A 19,395-nucleotide genomic window follows, 5' to 3' on the forward strand; every position below is an offset into this window, starting at 1 on the left:
AGATGCTGGCTTATACACTATTATAAGCCTTTCATGCATCGATATTGAATAAAAAAACTATCGCGGCTTATACTGAGTTTTACAGTAAGCACGACCCACGCCAAAATCACGTTTCGCTTGATGTTTGGTCGCACGGCTGCTGACTCTCTGACGCCACAAGCGAAAAGATGATGGCTTTAGCGTTTGACGCATGAGCTTAATGACACCAGCTTCATTGAGACCGTAGCTATACTCTATTGCCCCAAATGGTGTTCTGTCTTCCCATGCCATCTCTATCACTCGTGAGTGTTGCGACTCATCAAGCACCTGCTCACCCTCGCTGTTGACGTTTTTTGCAATAAACGCTTCTGACTGGACTTGAGATATTTGGTCGTTATTTTCATGACTGGTCTGCTGCTTGTTCTTTAACGCTGCATCCATATCTGCTTGCATAGTCGCCAGCGCTGACTTCGCAGCGCTAGCGTCTGATTGCTGATCGCACACAGAACGCGTACTAGCATTAAATGCCGTTGAGTCTTGATAACTTGCCATAAATTTACCTTTTAAATACTCGGTTCTAGTTCTGACAGCATAGCGAAAATAGCTCGATATCAGTGCCTAGCTAAGTTGCGCCATGCGCCAATGATGTTCGATATGATCATCAATGATGCTCTGAATAAAGTAATAACTATGATCGTGACCCGCTTGATAGCGTAGGGTTAAAGGCTGTTTTACTTTTTCACAAGCTTGCTGCAATTTAGCAGTTTGTAGTTGACCTTCTGCTAAAAAATTGTCATCAGCACCTTGATCGACCAAAATACTCGAATACTGCTGACCAACTTCTTCAATCACTTTTGAGGCATCTGATTGTAACCATAGTGATTTATCATCACCAAAATATTCTGTATAGGCAGCCTCTCCCCACGCTGACTCACTGGCTGCACATACTGGCGATAATGCTGAGACACTGACAAATTTTCCTGGAAACTTAAAGCCTAATAACAATGCGCCATGACCACCCATAGAGTGCCCTGTGATACCAATACTTTGAATCGGGAACTCTGAACGTAGCAAATCATGTAGCTCATCGACGATGTAACTTTGCATATTAAAATGCTCTGCCCAAGGTGCTTGCGTGGCATCAACATAGTAACTAGCGCCTTGCCCAACAAAATAACGCTCATCGTTGGCCACATCATTGCCTTCACTACTGCGAGGAGAGGTGTCAGGTGCGATAAATATCATGCCAAGATCACTACATTTTTGTTGAAAATGTGCTTTGTGCGTAACATTGTCAGCATTACAAGTGAGGCCTGATAAATACAAAACTGCTGGGCAAAGACGGCCAGCAAGTGCTTCATCCGGTAGATAAACACTAAACGTCATTGGCGTTTTAGTCGTTGCCGATTGATGGCTATAATAATGTTGCTCTCCATCAAAACAGCGATTCACACTTTGTTGAGTGAGTTGTGAATTGGCAGACAAACTGTGATTGTAAGAATGATTCATGAGTAACGCTCCTTTTATCTAAAGAAAAACACATGATGACTTATAAAAGCTTCTATCAAAAAGCCTCTATAATGTCATCCCTTATAAATGAATAGCAGATACTTATTCCGTGGTTATGACTGTCGCCACCATTGGCGGACTCACCTCATTATTATCCCCGATAGGAATAACAGTCGTATTGGAGTCCTCAGTGATGCTAGCAACTGATGGTCGTGCTTTATCAAATAGTACTCGTTCAAACGCAGGTAAAGCCGTTTCCATAAGACTACCAATAAACATCTGCGGGTCTGACGATTCAAAACCCATCAAACTCTCTTTTTCACTGACACGTAGACGAGCATCTTTAAAGGCAGACTCAAAGCTGGTGTTGTCTCGCATGCTTTCAGCGAAAAACGCTTGACCAAAATAGGTCATCTCTGCGGTATTGGTACAGCCAAATGAAGCTTTTTCAGTAGCTGATGCTGTAATCACTACCGTGGTCGGAGATGCCAACTCATCGATGAATGATCCTGAATAACAAGCAGAGACCACAATCACCCGCCAACGAATGCCTGAATCATCTAAAGCAGCACGTAACCAGGCTGCATCTAAGTTTTCCATTGCTAATGGTGGATTGGCGAGTTGTATGATGTTCTCATTGCCATGTGAGGATAGTGTGAGGAATAATACATCTTCGTCAGCATTCATCTGCTGACCGATTCTTTTTAAACCGCGTAAAATACTAGTTTTGGTAGCGATTGGCTCATCTAGCCAGCTATAAGTATTATTGATTAATGATAGAGAATGGCCACTAGTACCAAAGCGTACATCAAATAACTCACGTACTTTATTAATTTCAGAACGGAAGACATTTTGATCCGAGAACCCTGCAACACCCATAAAGTACCAGTCGGTTTTTCCCAAGATACTTGGATCAATACTATTTAAAGCTTGTTGCAATAGACGTGGCTGCTCATATAATGCAGCTTCTTCTAAAACTGGCTCTATAGGAATCTGCTTAAATATGGGTTGGTCAGTAACATTACGCTGCCAAATTGTCAAAAGTGCAACAGCACCTACCAATACAATCACTCGCTCCCACCAAGGCAGCCGGAAACGATGGAAAAAAATCCATAGTAATGCCAATGTCTGCCATAAAAACAGCACTAAAAATAAAATGGGTAAAAATGAATAGCTCCAATCAGGCAGCCAACCATAACTACTCAAGTATTGTACTAAGCTTTGTAATAACGCTGACAATGTATCAGCGACCAACCATAACACCACTGGTACAAATACCAGTGCTTGATTGCCTGCACGTCGTGCCAAGATAATGCCACCCAACAGGATAATCATTGGCCAAATCAAATAGCTAACCAGCCCCTGCTCATTAAAGACACTACTATTTTCCGCAGCCAACCACGAAAACAGCACATTGCTACCAAGTGCTGATAGTGCAAACACAGCAAACTGCATAAAAGTCGGTTTGACCCAAGAAAACGCACGGGTTGACCCTACCAACATCCACAAAGTGGCAATAATATTGGCAGCGAAGTTGAGCGAAAAGCGCTGAAGCGATACAGTTTTTAACGACGCAAGTGACAAAGACTTAAACCTCTAGCCAGCCGAGAAAAATAAAGTGAGCCAATGATAAGTGTTTTACTATTTGTATCATCTGATATCGTTTATTGACTTTTCAACGAGTCAGATGGACAGCAAGTTTATATTTGATTCACTATGAAATGATTATAAGAGGTGAAAAGCAAAAACTGAAAACTAGGACTAACAGTCTAGCTTGCTAATCTATCTTAATTGTAACGGATTGTTAGTCTAGAGGATAAGACTGATTTGTAAAATTACTCATATGCAAATTAAAAATAAAAAAGAGGTCTTGCAAGCAAGACCTCTTTGTTGATGAAATAATAACCATTATTTCATCAATAGCTCATTAACACGTTTTAGATAAGCCGCTGGATCATCTAGTTGACCACCATCTGCTAATAATGCTTGATCAAAAATCACTTGAGCCAAGTCATCAAATTGCTCGCTACTTTCAAGTTTTCTGATTAATGGGTGCTCAGGGTTTACTTCGAGCGTTGGCTTGCTCTCCGGTACATCTTGTCCCATCTGTTTCAGCATTTGGATCATCTGTGGTGATAGCTCACCCTCACCCACAACCAAACAAGCTGGGCTATCAACCAAACGAGTGGATACTTTTACATCTTTAGCTCGTTCGCCTAGAGCAGATTTTAGCTTATCAACCACCGGCTTTAAGCTTTCTTCTGCTTTTTCAGCCTCTGCTTTTTCAGCTTCATCTTGCAAATCACCTAAATCCACTGCACCTTTGGCGATGTTTTGTAGCGGTGTTTCATCAAATGAGGTCAAGAAATTCATTGCCCATTCATCAACACGACTGGTCATCAAGATAACTTCGATGCCTTTCTTTTTGAACAACTCTAACTGAGGGCTGTTCTTTGCCGCTGCCAAATTATCAGCTGTTAGATAATAGATGGCTTTTTGGCCTTCTTTCATGCGACCTTTGTAGTCTTCAAAGCTAGTTTCAACTTTGTCACTTGTACTCGTCGCATAACGAAGCAACTTGGCAATACGTTCTTGATTGCCCATGTCTTCGCCTAAACCTTCTTTGATGACATCACCAAACTCAGCATAGAACTGAGCAAACTTCTCTTGCTTATCGCTGTCTTCGCTATTGGCCAAACTTGCCAATGTCGTCAGAATACGACGAGCGTTACCATCACGAATAGATTTTACATCACGTGACTCTTGTAGTAGCTCACGGCTAACGTTCAATGGTAAGTCGGCTGAGTCGATAACACCTTTGACGAAGCGTAGGTACATCGGCAGGAGCTGCTCGGCTTCATCCATAATAAAGACACGCTTAACATACAATTTCAGACCATGTTGCTGTTCGCGAGTATACAAATCCGCTGGTGCTTTTTTGGGGATATATAACAATTGAGTGTACTGAACACGACCTTCAACACGGTTGTGCGTCCAAGTAAGCGGTGCATCCATGTCATACGAGATGTTTTTATAAAAATCAACATACTCATCATCTTCAATCTCAGATGCTGAACGTGTCCATAATGCACTGGCTTTGTTGATGGTTTCCCATTCATCAGTCAATACCATCTCGCCACTAGCCGGCGTGTCATCGTTCTCATCTTCTTTTACGTCTTCTTGCCAGATTTCTTTACGCATTTGAATCGGTAAGCTGATGTGATCTGAGTATTTATTGACTAAACGCTTAATTTTACCACGATCTAAGTAGCTGTCTTCACCTTCAGAGTACTCTTCTTTGAGATGCAAAGTGATGGCAGTGCCGCGAGCGACCTTTGTGATAGGTTCTACTGTAAAGCTACCTGTACCGTCTGATACCCAGCGTACACCCTTGTCAGCAGGCTCTCCAGCTTTGCGTGATTCAACGCTAATCGTATCCGCTACGATAAATCCTGAGTAGAAACCCACACCGAACTGTCCAATTAACTGACCATCTTGCTTTTGTGATTCAGATAATTTATCCAAAAATGCTTTGGTACCTGACTTAGCAATTGTCCCTAAATTTTCAATAGCATCTGTTTCATTCATACCAATACCATTATCGGTAAAGGTAATGGTTTTCGCCTCTTCATCAAGATCGATACGAATTTTTAGCTCGCCATCATCTTCATAAAGGCTATCGTCATTATTTGCTTCAAAACGCAATTTATCGCAAGCATCCGAGGCGTTTGAGACCAACTCACGCACAAATATATCCGCATTAGAATATAGCGAATGCGTCACTAAGTGTAGCAACTGCGCTACTTCTGCTTCAAATGTATGTTTTTTTAATTCAGGGTTTAGGCCATCGGCTTGAGTTGCTTCACTCATAAAACACTCCTTTAAATTCCATTAAAAACTTATTATAAGTAACAGTAAAACACATCAAAAAGGCTCTAATAATATCAAAACCGCTCTAGCGTTAAATACTATTAAGCTGTTTATACTAATAGGGGCATAGGTGAAAATTTCAAGCTAAAAACATTTATTCAATAAAAAACACCACCCTAGTTCCCTAAGGTGGTGTCATTATATTGAAAATCAAAAGCTTAATGGCTTTCGTACCATGTCTACGTATGGTACCTATTAATTATAAACAGCTAGCAAGGTGACGCGCTGGATCTGAGTCACGAGCTGCCATTGCATCTTCAACGCTTAAACCTAATGCGTTAGCCACACCTTCACCATAAGCAGGGTCACACCAATTACAATTACGAATGTGACGATACTGAATAAAGTCAGGTACGCCAGCCATATTTCTTGCGGTATTTTCAAATAATACTTGCTGCTGCTCAGCACTCATTAAATTGAATAACGCACGGGGTTGGCTAAAGTAGTCGCTATCATCTTCACGAAAATCATAGTGTGCTGCATCACCATCAATTTTCAATGGTGGCTCAGCATAATCCGGCTGCTCCTGCCATTGGCTAAAACTATTTGGCTCATAGTGTGGACGACTACCATAATTATTATCGACACGTCCTTGACCATCACGGTGATTGCTCATCACTGGGCAGCGTGGTTTATTGACAGGAATCTGCTGATGATTAACACCAACACGATAACGCTGGGCATCGGCATAGTTAATCAAACGATTTTGTAGCATCTTATCTGGTGAGACACTGATACCCGGCACCAAATTACTTGGTGCGAATGCTGCTTGCTCAACATCAACAAAATAGTTATCAGCGTTTTTGTTCAATTCAAACTCACCAACCTCTATCAAAGGATAATCACCTTTTGGCCATACCTTAGTCAAATCAAATGGATGATAAGGAACGGTATCAGCCTCAGCTTCTGGCATGATTTGCACATAGAGCTTCCATTTTGGAAAATCACTATTTTCAATGGCATCATATAAGTCTTTTTGATTGCTTTCACGGTCCATAGCAACGACTTCGGCTGCTTCAGCATCGGTCAAATTTTTGATGCCTTGCTGAGTACGAAAATGAAACTTAACCCAAAAACGCTCGTTGGCTTCATTCCAAAAGCTATAAGTATGCGAGCCAAAACCATGCATGTTTCTATATGAGGCGGGGATACCACGATCACTCATTACCACGGTAACCTGATGAAAGGATTCTGGTAATAAAGTCCAAAAGTCCCAGTTGTTGGTCGCCGAGCGCATATTGGTACGTGGATCACGTTTTACGGCTTTGTTTAAATCTGGAAACTTACGTGGATCGCGTAAGAAGAATACTGGTGTGTTATTACCTACCAAATCCCAGTTGCCCTCTTCTGTATAAAATTTTAGCGCAAAGCCACGAATATCACGCTCAGCATCAGCAGCACCACGCTCACCTGCAACTGTACTGAAGCGCGCAAACATCTCGGTCTGCTTGCCCACTTCACTGAATATTTTGGCTCGAGTATATTGACTGATGTCATTGGTCACAGTAAACGTACCAAATGCACCAGAACCTTTGGCATGCATACGACGCTCTGGGATAACCTCACGAACAAAGTTACCTAGCTTCTCATTTAGCCAAATATCTTGCGCCAATAAGGGTCCGCGCTTACCTGCGGTCATGCTGTTTTGATTATCAGCAACTGGTGCACCATTACCCATTGTTAACTGTGTAGGTGCGTATGGACATTTTTTATCGCTCACGGGTCTTCTCCTTTGGATAGTAAATCATTTAAAGTACAAAACCTATTCTGAATAAGCTTCTATCAATATATCCAGAAGAGTAGTAAATTTTTTCGAAAAACGACTATCTGTTTTCATAGTAACCTTTAAGTGCAATAACATTGTTTTGTTAGAACCATTACAACCGATTACTATAAATTTGTAAAATAAATTAACTATATATTTTTGTTTTGTTTTACCAAACAATAGAGAAGGTTAAAAACTAGCGAGGCATCGGACGAATGGTCAGAATTTGCTCACTACGCCCAAAAGGCCCATGTACATCATGCAATACGGCACTGGTAAGCCCTATGCCGTCATCGCCGTACTGTTGTACAGCTTCGATACCGAGCCAACGGCCTTTCGGCACACGATGCATGTGAATTTGTAAATCAGTATTAGGAAACATCCACTCTAACCCTGATAAACCGAGACCGAGTCGCGGTACAACACCATTGGCAGTATCAACCATACCCACTAAATGCACCATATCATCAGTAAGCTGGCCCTCTACCATTTCTACATCATTGGTTATCCATACCATGCCTTTACCAGGTCGACGCTCAGGGTCAGCAACTAAGCGCACACTCTCAATAAAACCGCCCGGCCAGCCTTGCATATCATTCCAAACTGGCAAGTCTTCAGGTTTGTGTTTGGCTTTTCGATCTTCAATTCCTGCTATCGAGCTGGTGTCTTGAGTCATGAGTCGCCACGCGCGAGCAATGATAGCGTCACGGCCACGACTGCTCATTACCGCCTCAATAAGCTCAATCGTCTTGCCTGGACGAATACAACGCGTGGTAATGGTAAAATCATCAAGCGGTATCAGCCCTAAAATATCAAGGCTGATACGAGCAACACGGGTATTTGCTTGCGGGACATAGCCTGTGAGCTCAGCAGTCAGCAATCCTGTTGCTGGTGCCATGTGTTGCTCGTGCTCATTCCAAGCACCTTGTGCATGCTCAGTTGGCTTATAATAAGCAACAGTGACACCATCGTCCTGCTGTTCACGTTTGATAAATTGGTAATAAGCTGCCATAACTGTCCTATATTTCGTACTCTTTATTTTATTGCGTCAACTCTTGCTTTCTTATTATGAGAATATTACGAGCCTTTCTTATAAAAAATAATAAAACAACCATCAATACTACTAGAGCTGCATAAAAAAACGTTTTTTCTGCCATGAACTTCATCATGTTCATAAACAGCACAAATATCACTACCACAGTCACCAACATATTCATTTTTAATTGCTGATTAACTTCAGTCAGAGTGGCACTTGCTAAGACAAATCTACTCTTTTGCTTTTTCATTCTACTTTGCTCATAGTAGGTTGTTTTTGGTCAACAGCTTTTATAATAGCTGATTTTTGTTAAGGCATGTCATCATTTAGATGGTGAGATTTACAGTATCAAACACTGCCAATAAACGACATACCCTAAGCTCCTATATCTGACCTTACTTACCCACTTGGGTAATCGGGATGCGCAATGCTTTAGGCAGACTGAACGTCACATTCTCCTCAATACCTGACAACTCGCTAGGTAAATCACCACCCCAATCTTGTAGCTGCTGTAGTACTTCTTGAATCAATACTTCAGGCGCTGATGCACCAGCAGTCACACCAATACTCTGCACGCCATCCAACCAACTGCTATCCATTTCACGGGCATTGTCAATCAAGTAAGCGCGACAATCCATACGCTCTGCTAACTCACGCAGACGATTAGAGTTTGATGAATTTGGTGAACCAACGACTAAAACCACTTCACAGCGACTGGCCAAATCTTTTACCGCATCTTGACGGTTTTGAGTGGCGTAGCAAATATCATCTTTACGTGGACCTTGGATACTAGGAAATTTGTCACGTAATGCATCAATGACACGTGCTGTATCATCCATAGACAATGTCGTTTGCGTGACAAAAGCTAAGCGCTCATCGTTTTGCACGGTCAATGCGGCGACATCACTTTCATTTTCGACCAAATGAATATGTCCACCATGACGGCGATTAAAGCGTCCCATGGTGCCCTCGACTTCTGGATGCCCAGCATGACCAATCAGTACCGCATCCATGCCCTCTTGTGCAAACTTGGCCACTTCAATATGTACTTTAGTGACCAAAGGACATGTCGCATCAAATACCGTCAAATCACGACGTTCTGCCTCATCTTCGACCGCCTTTGATACTCCATGGGCGGAAAAAATGACGATTGAACCATCCGGCACTTCGTCAAGCTCTTCAACGAAGACGGCACCACGATTGGCCAAGTCAGAGACGACAAATTTGTTATGTACCACTTCATGGCGGACATAAATAGGTGGTTCAAAGCGTGTCAATGCTTCGTTTACAATCGCAATCGCTCGATCCACACCAGCACAAAACCCACGTGGATTGGCAAGATAAATTTGCATAAAAGGGCCTATCATTAGATAATTTATAGTTAAAGCTTATTTTAAAGGCTTCAATTCAAACATTGGGACGAATTTATTATGCTACTTTAGCATAATTTTCTTTCATTACTCTTGAAAATAGTAGTGTACTAAAGGCAGTAATATGTACATCGCTGATACGCCAATAACACGTTGCAAGAGTGGCTTTACGTAAAATAAAAACCATCAAAGCAGTTTATAATGACATATTCATTATGGTTTTCATTGCCTTGTATGATGGCGATTTTTCTTTTTACCAGTCTTTAATTTCTATCAGAACACATTCCATTAGGACAAATTGTATGACAGGTTCATTGTTTATTATTACCGCAGCCTCCGGTACAGGTAAAACCTCACTGGTAAAGCAATTACTTGCCACCACCAATGACTTAACCGTCAGCGTCTCACACACAACACGTTCACCGCGTCCTGGCGAGATTGACGGTCATCATTATCACTTTACTGATATAAACACGTTCAAAAATGCTATTGATGAAGGCAGTTTTTTAGAGCATGCCGAAGTTTTTGGTAACTATTACGGTACTTCCGAACAAAGCGTACGTTCACAACTAGAGGCAGGCGTTGATGTCATTTTAGAGATTGACTGGCAAGGTGCATTACAAGTCAAAGAAATATTTACAGAAGCAACAATGGTTTTTATTCTACCGCCAAGTATTGCCACTTTGCGTCAACGCTTATCAACTCGTGCACAAGATAGTATAGAGGTTATTGAGCAGCGTTTGGCAGGTTCAGTCAATGAGATGTCACAGTATGTGAACGCTGATTTTGTAATTATTAATGACAACTTTGAAGTGGCTCTGACAGAATTAAAAGCTATCATCGTGGCTGATAGACAAACTTTAAAACGTCAACAGCAGCGCTATCATCGTACTATTAGCAACTTACTCGGTAATAAAACAGATGCAAAAAGCGAGCACTAGAATCAAATTATCTGCTAATTGAACGCATCGAGATAAAAAGCAACTACGCGCTTGAGCAAAAAATGCTATAATGTCTAGCTATTCCCCTTTTATATTTTTGATATTATTTTTATTGAGTAGCGGGCAAGGTCCGTCACTAATAAAAACAACTGAGGTAGCTATTTATGGCACGAGTGACGATTGAAGATTGTTTGGATAATGTTGATAATCGCTTTGAGCTGATTTTAGTGGCAAGCAAGCGTGCACGTCAATTGGCCAAAGGTATCGCTGAGCCAATGGTTGACGTTGATAACGACAAGCCTACTGTATTGGCATTACGTGAAATTGCGGCTGGTAAAATCACTCGCGATATCATCAATCAGCCAGAGCACAACTTTGCGACCAGTTCACTAGATTTAGCGCTATCAGGCGATCATAGCTTTTAATGAATGACTTGCTAAGATAAGGTATAGTGATAACATCTTAATAATAAAAACCACAGCATAGTCTGTGGTTTTTATTATTATAACGATAGCATTTGGGCTGTTTTAATCATGATTGATACTTCACAATCTCACATTCGCCTAGAATTTATAAATTTTTATCATCCCGACTCGCTTAGCAGTTGACATTGAATGTGATTTACGATTAATTAGAGGATTACTCATTCATTTTCAGCTTTTTCTCAAAATTTTTAGTATTCCAGCACTCACTCAGTCACCATTTACCTCGATAGACAGTCAGGCAGATAGGTAATGAAAAACAGGATCGTTACTTTATGAGTCAAACCTTACCCAAACTCAGTCATCACCTAGTCGATGACGCTCAATACAACTTGCTACGTTCAGTAGGTTATCTCACTGCTAATGAACGCTGTGACATTATTGATGCCTGTGAGTTCGGTGACATTGCGCATATTAAAGACAAGCGCAAATCAGGGGAACCTTATATCACTCACCCGATTGCAGTCGCTGAGATACTGGCAGGTTTTCGCTTAGATCGAGACACTATCATTGCCGCAATTTTGCATGATACCGTCGAAGATACTGAAGTGAGCGACGAACAACTTGAGGAGCGCTATGGCAAAGTAGTGGCAAGATTGGTCGATGGTGTGACCAAGCTAAAATCATCCTCACACAATAAACAACAAAATAAAGCCGCCACTTTTCATAAGATTTTGACAGCCACACTTGCTGATCCGCGTGTGCTAATCATCAAGCTTGCTGATCGCTTACATAATATGTCTACACTTGATGCGGTACGTCCCGAAAAGCAGCGTGCCACTGCACAAGAAACATTGGACTTTTATGTGCCATTTGCGCGTTTAATGGGTCTCAACGACATTGCTGACTATATTGAGGTACTTTGTTATCGAAATCTTGACTCTGACATGTACAACAAACTGTCTGATAAATTACTGCAGCATGGTCTAGGACGTAACTTTCAGAGAGAAGCCATTCATCGCTACTTGAGTATTGTGCTCAATAATTTAGGATTGAATGGACTGGTCACTGTCTTGGACAATCGCGTGGTGATATACCGTCAGTTTTTCCGCAATCGTGGAGAAATCAATGCTCTACTACGTCATTATGCTTTTGAAATTGTCTTAGATAATGTCGATGCTTGTGACAAGCTGGCTTATTATTTGATCAAAAAGTATCAGATTGATGATACACATATTGCTGATAATATTCGTCGGCCGCTACCCGGCGGAAATCAATCGCTGACGCTAATCTATGAGCGTGATAACGATGTGGTCAAAGTAACTATTTTAACCAAGCAAATGCAGAGCGCAGCAAGGCTTGGCGTTATTGGTGCAGAGCACGCCTCCGATGTCAGTCAATCCGTCATTCAAGCCTCCTTGCGTAATATGAAAGACTTGGTCGATGAAGACAATTTAAATGAACAGAGCCCCGATTTTTCCGCAGCCGTCGCTACGATTAATGAGCTCATGGATTACCTACATTCCAGCAAAATAATCTGTTATAGCCCAAAAGGCCGCGCCTATGAACTACCACAAGGTGCAACCGCGCTAGATTTCGCTTATGCCGTCGGACCTATGGTAGGTAATGTAGCCATTGGCGCTAATATAGAAGGTAAAACAGCCAAACTCGGTACAGTCGTAAAAAATGGGCAGCTTGTCGAAATTGAAGTTGATAAACACTCAGAACCCAAAGCAGAGTGGCTAGGTTTTGTGGTGACCAATAAAGCTCGCGAAGAGATTTTGCGATGGTTTAAAGACCTATCTGCTGCAGACAAAAAACTTCACGGTCAGCAAGCATTAGCTAGAGCGCTAAGAACCTATCAAAAAAACCTAGATGATCTAACAGAAAGTGACTGGAAAAACCTAACAGAATGGCGTGGACTAACAGAAAAAGACGCACTGTTTGAACAAATAAGCTCCGGTACACTACTACCACAGCTCATCGTGACTCGCTTATTCAGTGATGAAGTACGTGACTTGCAAGCACGGGAACATAGCGAGGACATGACCCAACCACAGCAGTTAATCGTTAACACATCTGGAGTAGAACTAGACTTTGCCAACTGTTGCCACCCCATTTATGGCGACCCTATCGTCGGTCACCTATCACGTCATGGCTTGGTCGTACATCGACACAAATGCTTCTCCTTAGATGAGATTCGCAAAGACAATCCTTATCAGGTAATTCAGCTACGCTGGCGCAGTGATGAAGCAGTCAAACAAGGCAGCCCAGATGAATACGATATAAAAAACACTGGAAAAATTCGCTTTCATGCTTATTTGAAGCTATCTATCGCCCTCAGCGACGAACAAATCACTGAAGTTATTTATCATTTACGTCAGTTGAATATGGGTATTGAAGCCGTCGATGTCCGAAGTAGTGATACCATCATTCATATCATTGTCCGTAGTCGCAATCATTTAGCACAGGGTATTCGAGAGCTACGTTCATTACTTGGTTTTCCGAATATCATGCGTCTGTATCAACTATAGTAATCACCATGATCTATCATCAATAACCACTTAATAAAATGATTAATATTTGATGTGGCAATTTTAGAAAACGTAAAAATAATGATAAACTGACTCACTTAATTGTTGATACAAAAAATTGATGCATACCATCATTTGCATAGGTAAGTTTGGATTTTACTAAATGATGATATGCAACTATCTACCAAACCAGAAAAGTATAAAAAGGAAAAAAACATGACTCGTCAAACTATTCAAACTGATAAAGCGCCTGCGGCCGTTGGTACTTATTCTCAAGCGGTAAAAGTCGGCAACACTGTTTATATTTCAGGTCAATTGGGCTTTGATCCTGATACAATGGAGCTAAGAGAAGGCTTTAAAGCACAAGCAGAACAAGTATTTGAAAATATCAAAGCTATCTGTGAAGCTGCTGGTGGCAGTTTAAATGACGTGGTTAAATTCAATGTGTCGTTAACTGATTTGAGTGATTTTGCGGTATTGAACGAAGTATTCGTTGCCAATTTAAGCGAGCCGTATCCTGCTCGTGCTGCCGTCCAAGTAGCAGCATTACCTAAAGGTGGTGTGGTCGAGATTGAGTCTATCTTATACATCGAATAGTAATAGTGAGTGACAGTACTTAGCTTCGAAAGACCTTAAGTACCTAAGCCCATTTTAAAATAAGCCCAAATTAAGCCCAAATATAGTTATTTGGGCTTATTGCTATCATACTTCATCATCTACGCTTCATTACTTATGCTTCATCACTTTCGCTTCGTCATCGCATGTATTTTGCACTTACTTTTACCATTCGCACCAGTATATTATTCAACCATTGATAAGCTATAGGGGTATTCTATGTTGGTACAAGTTGCTCTGCCTGTGCCCCTCTATCGGGTATTTGATTATAGCCTGCCAGCAGATATCCATACGTTACCAAATACCGCACCGACTCCCATGCCACCTCTTGGCAGCCGCGTCGAAGTGTCATTCGGTCGTCAAACTTTAATCGGTATTGTGATTGCTCATATTTCTGAAGCTGATAGCAGCGTGCCCATCAATAAGCTCAAACCTATCAATAGGTGTTTGGATGCTGAACCAATTTTAGATGACAACATGCTCAAGCTCGCCGCTTGGTTATCGCGTTATTACCATTATCCTCTTGGTGATGTTTTCGCGGTTATCTTGCCTACTCTCGTTCGTCAGGGCAAACCATTAGATTTGCTGATTACACATTGGCGGATTTTACCGCATGTCAGTGACGAAGATTTCCGTACCAATGCAAAAAAGCAGAAACAGCAATTTGATATGCTCAAACTGCATGGTGAGCGCGGCGCAAGTGAAGATGTTTTATTACTGGAGGGAATGCAGCGTAGCTTTTTAAAAACATTGGAAGAAAAAGGCCTCATCGAGCGCTATATTGAACCGAAACAAAGCCCTTCACCTGTCAAACTCGCAAAAATGCCGCTTGATCTCAACGATGAGCAACAGCGTGCCGTTGACGCCATTGTCGCTGCCCATAACTCTGAGCGCTATAGCGGATTTTTACTGAACGGCATTACTGGTAGCGGCAAGACTGAAGTATACCTACAGGCGATGCAGGCAGTATTAGAAGCTGGTAAGCAAGTCTTAATTTTAGTGCCAGAGATCGGATTAACACCGCAGACTCGCGCACGTTTTGCCAGTCGGTTCTCAGCACATATTGTGTTGCTGCATTCTGGATTGAACAACACGCATCGCTTACAAGGATGGCAAGATTGCCGCACAGGTCATGCACAAATCATCATCGGCACACGCTCATCACTGTTATATCCATTTGCCAATTTGGGGCTAATCGTCGTCGATGAGGCACATGATGGCTCTTATAAACAGCAAGATACATTGCGTTATCATGCCGCTGACGTTGCACTATACCGAGGGCTACAAGCCAATATCCCTGTAGTGCTTGGTACGGCTACGCCTTCTCTTGAACACTTAAAACTGGTTGATGACGGCAAGCTCCTAGAATGCCAATTACTAACCCGTCCAGGCAATGCCAATCCTGCCACCATGCAACTCATCGATGCTCGCCTACAGAGCACCCATCAGCAAACACAAGACGATGGCGCACGCTATGACACAGGTTTGACCGATACCTTGATTGGCGCGATTCGAGAAACGCTAGAGGCAGGCAATCAGGTCTTAATATTTTTAAACCGTCGCGGCTATGCCCCTGTTTTATTATGCGAAGCCTGCGGCTGGCAGGCAGATTGTCCACGCTGCGATGCGCATTTGACCGTTCATTATAATAGCCAGTCCCAACACAACACTTACGCCGGTAGCTCTTATTTAAAATGCCATCATTGCGACTGGCAGTCCTATATTCCAACAGTGTGCCCTGATTGTGGTAGTCAAAATTTAGATACCAAAGGGATGGGCACGACAAGACTAAGCGAAAACCTACACGCTATTTTTGCCAATCCGCAAACCAGCAAAGAGCTATATCCTATTATTCAAATCGATCGTGATACCACTCGACGTAAAGACAGCTGGGAGAATATCTATCAACGCATCAATGAAGGCAAGCCTGCCATCCTAGTCGGTACGCAAATGGTCGCAAAAGGTCATCACTTTCCTAATGTCACACTCGTTTGTTTGCCTAATGCTGATCGTGGATTTCTATCAGCAGATTTTCGCTCACCTGAGCATACCGCACAGCTTATGATCCAAGTAGCGGGACGCGCTGGACGTGGTGATAAGTCTGGGCAAGTACTGATTCAAACCTTGCAGCCTGATAATGAGCTATTATTAAAGCTGGTAAAAGACGGATACCTATCCTTTGCTCGTGAATTGCTGCAAGAGCGTAAAATGATGGGCTTACCACCTCATACTCATGCCGCATTGATACGCTGTGAAGGCAAAACACTTGCAGCCCCCACCCAAGCGCTCAAAGATGCGATTAGCATTCTACCAAATGCACACAGCCTCGCTGTACTGGGTCCGATCGATGCACCAATGAGTAAAAAGAACAGCCGCTATCATGTTCAGTTACTACTGTTAGCCAAAGAGCGCAGGCAACTACACTATGTATTAAACCAATGGTGGCAACCAGTGCTTGCCTTGCCCAGTGCCAAGTACCTTAAACTAACTTTGGATATCGACCCTGTCGGTTGGTAACCTCAGCGTCTTGCATTTATACAAATCACAGCCTGCTGTTTTCGATAAATAGTATCTGACCTGCATTATTGTACCTCGTCGTTACAGTTTCTAATACCCGACTATGTTAGATTCATAAATGATCGCTTGATGTATCTTGCAAGAATTTATTATTTACTTTTTATAAAGTCTATTCGCAAAAATACTAAACTGATATTCGTTACTTAATCTAAATTAAAGCAAGCTTGAGTATTGTTGTTATGAATCAAAAAAATTCAAACCCTAAACAAGACAATCATTCTCATCAGAGTGATACTGTTAATGTGTCTAATCATCTGCATAAAAATGATGAAAGCAGCTACATTCATGACCATCAAGCCACTCAAAATCACGGTCATGATAGGCACTTAGAGCGAACAACAGCCCCGCGAGACACTAAAGGTTATCAACGCACCTTACTGTTCAGCTTTATCATTATCACTGGCTATATGTTTATTGAAGCAATCGGTGGCTGGCTGACTGGCAGTTTGGCGCTATTATCTGATGCTGGTCACATGCTCAGTGACGCCGTGGCACTTGGTGCCACTTTGATGGCATTTAAGATTGGTGAAAAAGCAGCTACTCACCAAAAGACGTTTGGCTATAAGCGCTTTGAGATTTTAGTCGCGACAGTCAATGGTGCGACGCTGGTCATGATTGCGCTAATGATTTTTTATGAAGCGATTAAACGTTTCAATTCACCGCCTGAAATTGCTACCCAAGGCATGCTTATCGTGGCCACTATCGGTATGCTAGTCAATATTTTGGTCGCTTGGATGATGCATCGCGGCAGTCGCGATGGAGATACGCATGGTCAAAGTCACAGTGGTAGTCACGAGGATAGTCAAGGGAAAAATGAGGGAAAAGAACCAGTCAACCTTAATATGCAAAGTGCTTACCTGCATGTATTAAGTGACTTAATGGGTTCAGTTGCCGCTATTGTTGCGGCGCTTTTAATGATGAGCTTTGGCTGGGTTTGGGCGGATGCAGTGGCCTCAGTGATTGTCGCCATACTGATTTTATTTAGTGGTTACCGCGTTGTGCGTGATTCCGTACATATTTTGATGGAAGGCACGCCAGAAGGCATATCCTTGGTGGATGTCGAAGAAAAACTACTTGCCCATCCGCAAGTGCAAAAAGTCCATGATTTGCATATTTGGAGTATTACCAGTGGTCTAAATGCCTTATCTTGTCACGTTGTTGTCGATGGCGAGATGAATATTCATGAATCAAGCATATTGATTGCCAATTTAGAACAAAGCTTGCTCACGCTTGGTATTCATCATGCGACCATACAGGTAGAAAGCGCATCGCACCCTCAGACTGAGGCACATAGCGATGCGCTGGTCTGCGATATCTCAGAACAACAAACAAATAATAACAGTCACATTGGTCACAATCATTAAGCATGAGACATTGAAAATCAGACATTCAACATTGAAAATACTATCCTTCATTTAAATATCCATTTAAACGTCGCCTATGATTGGCGATGTTTTATCAAGTGACGGCAATAATAACGCCGTATGCACTAAATTAGTCAAAGCGCTGTTATTAACCGGATACCTAACCCCAATTCTAAGAACGTCATTAGAATACAAAAATCTCATGCATCAGTCATGATAGGTGTCAAATAAGCGGGGGCCATATTTTACGCATGCAGCAACCAAAATCCCACTGCTAGCGCCATTCCTGCCACGATCATTCTTAATATTATTTCACCACATACTTTCAATCAGTCACGCCATTTATGACGGGTAGCGAAGGACGATTGTTCATCAGAAACACTCCTAAGCAGTGAGTCTCGATAATTCATTCAACGCTGTCTATTGAGAGGTATATCAACCACTCAAAGTAAGTAACTATGGATAAATGAACAGACTGTGTCTTGAATCAATTTATATCACACTGGCTTTTTTCATTGTAATAGCTTGTTAAAAATGATGGAAAATTCAGCCACGCCGCCATATTTTTAATATAAATTCTGTATACTTAGGACTTAAAGACCCTACTCATAACCAATTGATGACCTTTTGCCATGTCGAGACGCTCAGCTCCTTTCGTTGCTCCAAGCTACATTGATGACCCTATCTCAGCAGAGGGTAAAAAGCATGCCAAAGTATTGCTATCAACACTGCAAGAAGACATTGCCAGCTTTCGAGATGAGCAGTTTCCACCTGATGTTTTGCGCCAAATTCGTGATATGCCTATTTATGAAGGCAACTTGGCAGAAGTACAGGCTTACGAGCAACGCTGGCACAACTTGATTGACCGTGCCATGGCATTTTATCCTGCAGCCAACTTACCGCCAGACTATCTACCGCTACCAGCTAGCCTTGAGATACCCCAGTTTATCTATCATGTTCAGAGATTACACCTGACCAAGACCCGTGCCAAAGAATCTAAAAGCTTTGGCTCAGTCGGAGCTCTGACTGATAAGTGCGGTGATTATAGCGCTGAAGAAGTCGCACGTATGTCCGCCGTGTTTGACAGCGATGATGAGGCACGCTTAGTGGCACATCGTGAGTTTATTGATTTGCGTGCTTATGTATTTTGCCGCGACAGTAAAGGTGAGATGCTAGAGCCTGAACGGGTACGCTTTTATCGTACTGGTCTCATCGTCCATGCTCTACCTGACTTTAAAATAGTCGATAGCAGACAGACTCCGCGTAAGCGCCGTAATGACGCTTATAACAATCCACTTGCCGATAATGGTATTTGGAAGATTTATCGTAAAAAATAACATACGTTAACGCCAT

Annotated in this window: 15 protein-coding genes; 7 read left to right on the plus strand and 8 right to left on the minus strand. The window is 42.1% G+C overall.

Annotation, left to right across the window (positions count from 1 at the left end; genetic code table 11):
- Positions 1-57: 57 nt before the first annotated feature.
- The 8 genes from ACT3RN_RS02140 to ispH form a co-directional block, all read right to left on the minus strand.
- Positions 58-306, minus strand: coding sequence for a TIGR03643 family protein (locus ACT3RN_RS02140; RefSeq protein ID WP_318779518.1), 249 nt, complete (start codon positions 304-306; stop codon positions 58-60).
- Between the two features lie 291 nt (positions 307-597).
- The gene (fghA, locus tag ACT3RN_RS02145) at positions 598-1,488 is read right to left on the minus strand and encodes an S-formylglutathione hydrolase (protein WP_192518983.1); all 891 of its coding nucleotides are present in this window, start codon (positions 1,486-1,488) and stop codon (positions 598-600) included.
- 102 nt (positions 1,489-1,590) lie between these two features.
- Complete coding sequence (locus tag ACT3RN_RS02150; protein ID WP_192991915.1) at positions 1,591-3,072, minus strand: C13 family peptidase; 1,482 nt, start codon at positions 3,070-3,072, stop codon at positions 1,591-1,593.
- 324 nt (positions 3,073-3,396) lie between these two features.
- On the minus strand, positions 3,397-5,358 hold the full coding sequence (gene htpG, locus ACT3RN_RS02155; protein WP_192991916.1) for a molecular chaperone HtpG: 1,962 nt from the start codon (positions 5,356-5,358) through the stop codon (positions 3,397-3,399).
- A gap of 259 nt (positions 5,359-5,617) precedes the next feature.
- Positions 5,618-7,096 (minus strand): catalase, encoded by a 1,479-nt coding sequence (locus ACT3RN_RS02160; protein ID WP_225739131.1) that lies wholly within the window; start codon positions 7,094-7,096, stop codon positions 5,618-5,620.
- A 283-nt stretch (positions 7,097-7,379) separates the two neighbouring features.
- Positions 7,380-8,195: a thioesterase family protein gene (locus tag ACT3RN_RS02165; RefSeq protein ID WP_192518979.1), complete on the minus strand. Its 816-nt coding sequence runs from the start codon at positions 8,193-8,195 to the stop codon at positions 7,380-7,382.
- A 28-nt stretch (positions 8,196-8,223) separates the two neighbouring features.
- Positions 8,224-8,469: a hypothetical protein gene (locus ACT3RN_RS02170; protein WP_192518978.1), complete on the minus strand. Its 246-nt coding sequence runs from the start codon at positions 8,467-8,469 to the stop codon at positions 8,224-8,226.
- Between the two features lie 145 nt (positions 8,470-8,614).
- Complete coding sequence (gene ispH, locus ACT3RN_RS02175; RefSeq protein ID WP_192518977.1) at positions 8,615-9,571, minus strand: 4-hydroxy-3-methylbut-2-enyl diphosphate reductase; 957 nt, start codon at positions 9,569-9,571, stop codon at positions 8,615-8,617.
- A 320-nt stretch (positions 9,572-9,891) separates the two neighbouring features.
- Here ispH and gmk point away from each other — a divergent pair, with 320 nt between their 5' ends.
- The 7 genes from gmk (at position 9,892) to ACT3RN_RS02210 (ending at position 19,379) form a co-directional block, all read left to right on the plus strand.
- Positions 9,892-10,530, plus strand: a complete 639-nt coding sequence (gene gmk / locus ACT3RN_RS02180) for a guanylate kinase (protein WP_192518976.1) — start codon at positions 9,892-9,894, stop codon at positions 10,528-10,530.
- 164 nt (positions 10,531-10,694) lie between these two features.
- Entirely contained in the window at positions 10,695-10,955 is a 261-nt protein-coding gene (rpoZ, locus tag ACT3RN_RS02185) for a DNA-directed RNA polymerase subunit omega (protein WP_192518975.1), read from the plus strand.
- Between the two features lie 332 nt (positions 10,956-11,287).
- Entirely contained in the window at positions 11,288-13,486 is a 2,199-nt protein-coding gene (locus ACT3RN_RS02190) for a RelA/SpoT family protein (RefSeq protein ID WP_192518974.1), read from the plus strand.
- 216 nt (positions 13,487-13,702) lie between these two features.
- Complete coding sequence (locus ACT3RN_RS02195; RefSeq protein ID WP_057761400.1) at positions 13,703-14,083, plus strand: RidA family protein; 381 nt, start codon at positions 13,703-13,705, stop codon at positions 14,081-14,083.
- A gap of 237 nt (positions 14,084-14,320) precedes the next feature.
- Positions 14,321-16,618: a primosomal protein N' gene (locus ACT3RN_RS02200; protein ID WP_192518973.1), complete on the plus strand. Its 2,298-nt coding sequence runs from the start codon at positions 14,321-14,323 to the stop codon at positions 16,616-16,618.
- Positions 16,619-16,857: 239 nt separating this feature from the next.
- On the plus strand, positions 16,858-18,042 hold the full coding sequence (locus ACT3RN_RS02205) for a cation diffusion facilitator family transporter (protein WP_192991918.1): 1,185 nt from the start codon (positions 16,858-16,860) through the stop codon (positions 18,040-18,042).
- A gap of 632 nt (positions 18,043-18,674) precedes the next feature.
- Complete coding sequence (locus tag ACT3RN_RS02210; RefSeq protein ID WP_192991919.1) at positions 18,675-19,379, plus strand: hypothetical protein; 705 nt, start codon at positions 18,675-18,677, stop codon at positions 19,377-19,379.
- Positions 19,380-19,395 lie beyond the last annotated feature (16 nt).

This window comes from Psychrobacter sp. AOP5-GZ1-6 (genome assembly GCF_052376345.1).
In the GTDB taxonomy this organism is placed as follows: Bacteria; Pseudomonadota; Gammaproteobacteria; order Pseudomonadales; family Moraxellaceae; genus Psychrobacter.

Excerpts from the sequence above, each read along its gene's own strand:
- fghA (WP_192518983.1), bottom strand. The coding sequence starts at position 1,488 with ATGAATCATTCTTACAATCACAGTTTGTCTGCCAATTCACAACTCACT.
- htpG (WP_192991916.1), bottom strand. The coding sequence starts at position 5,358 with ATGAGTGAAGCAACTCAAGCCGATGGCCTAAACCCTGAATTAAAAAAA.
- ACT3RN_RS02160 (WP_225739131.1), bottom strand. The coding sequence starts at position 7,096 with ATGGGTAATGGTGCACCAGTTGCTGATAATCAAAACAGCATGACCGCA.
- ACT3RN_RS02165 (WP_192518979.1), bottom strand. The coding sequence starts at position 8,195 with ATGGCAGCTTATTACCAATTTATCAAACGTGAACAGCAGGACGATGGT.
- ACT3RN_RS02170 (WP_192518978.1), bottom strand. The coding sequence starts at position 8,469 with ATGAAAAAGCAAAAGAGTAGATTTGTCTTAGCAAGTGCCACTCTGACT.
- ispH (WP_192518977.1), bottom strand. The coding sequence starts at position 9,571 with ATGCAAATTTATCTTGCCAATCCACGTGGGTTTTGTGCTGGTGTGGAT.
- gmk (WP_192518976.1), top strand. The coding sequence starts at position 9,892 with ATGACAGGTTCATTGTTTATTATTACCGCAGCCTCCGGTACAGGTAAA.
- rpoZ (WP_192518975.1), top strand. The coding sequence starts at position 10,695 with ATGGCACGAGTGACGATTGAAGATTGTTTGGATAATGTTGATAATCGC.
- ACT3RN_RS02190 (WP_192518974.1), top strand. The coding sequence starts at position 11,288 with ATGAGTCAAACCTTACCCAAACTCAGTCATCACCTAGTCGATGACGCT.
- ACT3RN_RS02195 (WP_057761400.1), top strand. The coding sequence starts at position 13,703 with ATGACTCGTCAAACTATTCAAACTGATAAAGCGCCTGCGGCCGTTGGT.
- ACT3RN_RS02200 (WP_192518973.1), top strand. The coding sequence starts at position 14,321 with ATGTTGGTACAAGTTGCTCTGCCTGTGCCCCTCTATCGGGTATTTGAT.
- ACT3RN_RS02205 (WP_192991918.1), top strand. The coding sequence starts at position 16,858 with ATGAATCAAAAAAATTCAAACCCTAAACAAGACAATCATTCTCATCAG.
- ACT3RN_RS02210 (WP_192991919.1), top strand. The coding sequence starts at position 18,675 with ATGTCGAGACGCTCAGCTCCTTTCGTTGCTCCAAGCTACATTGATGAC.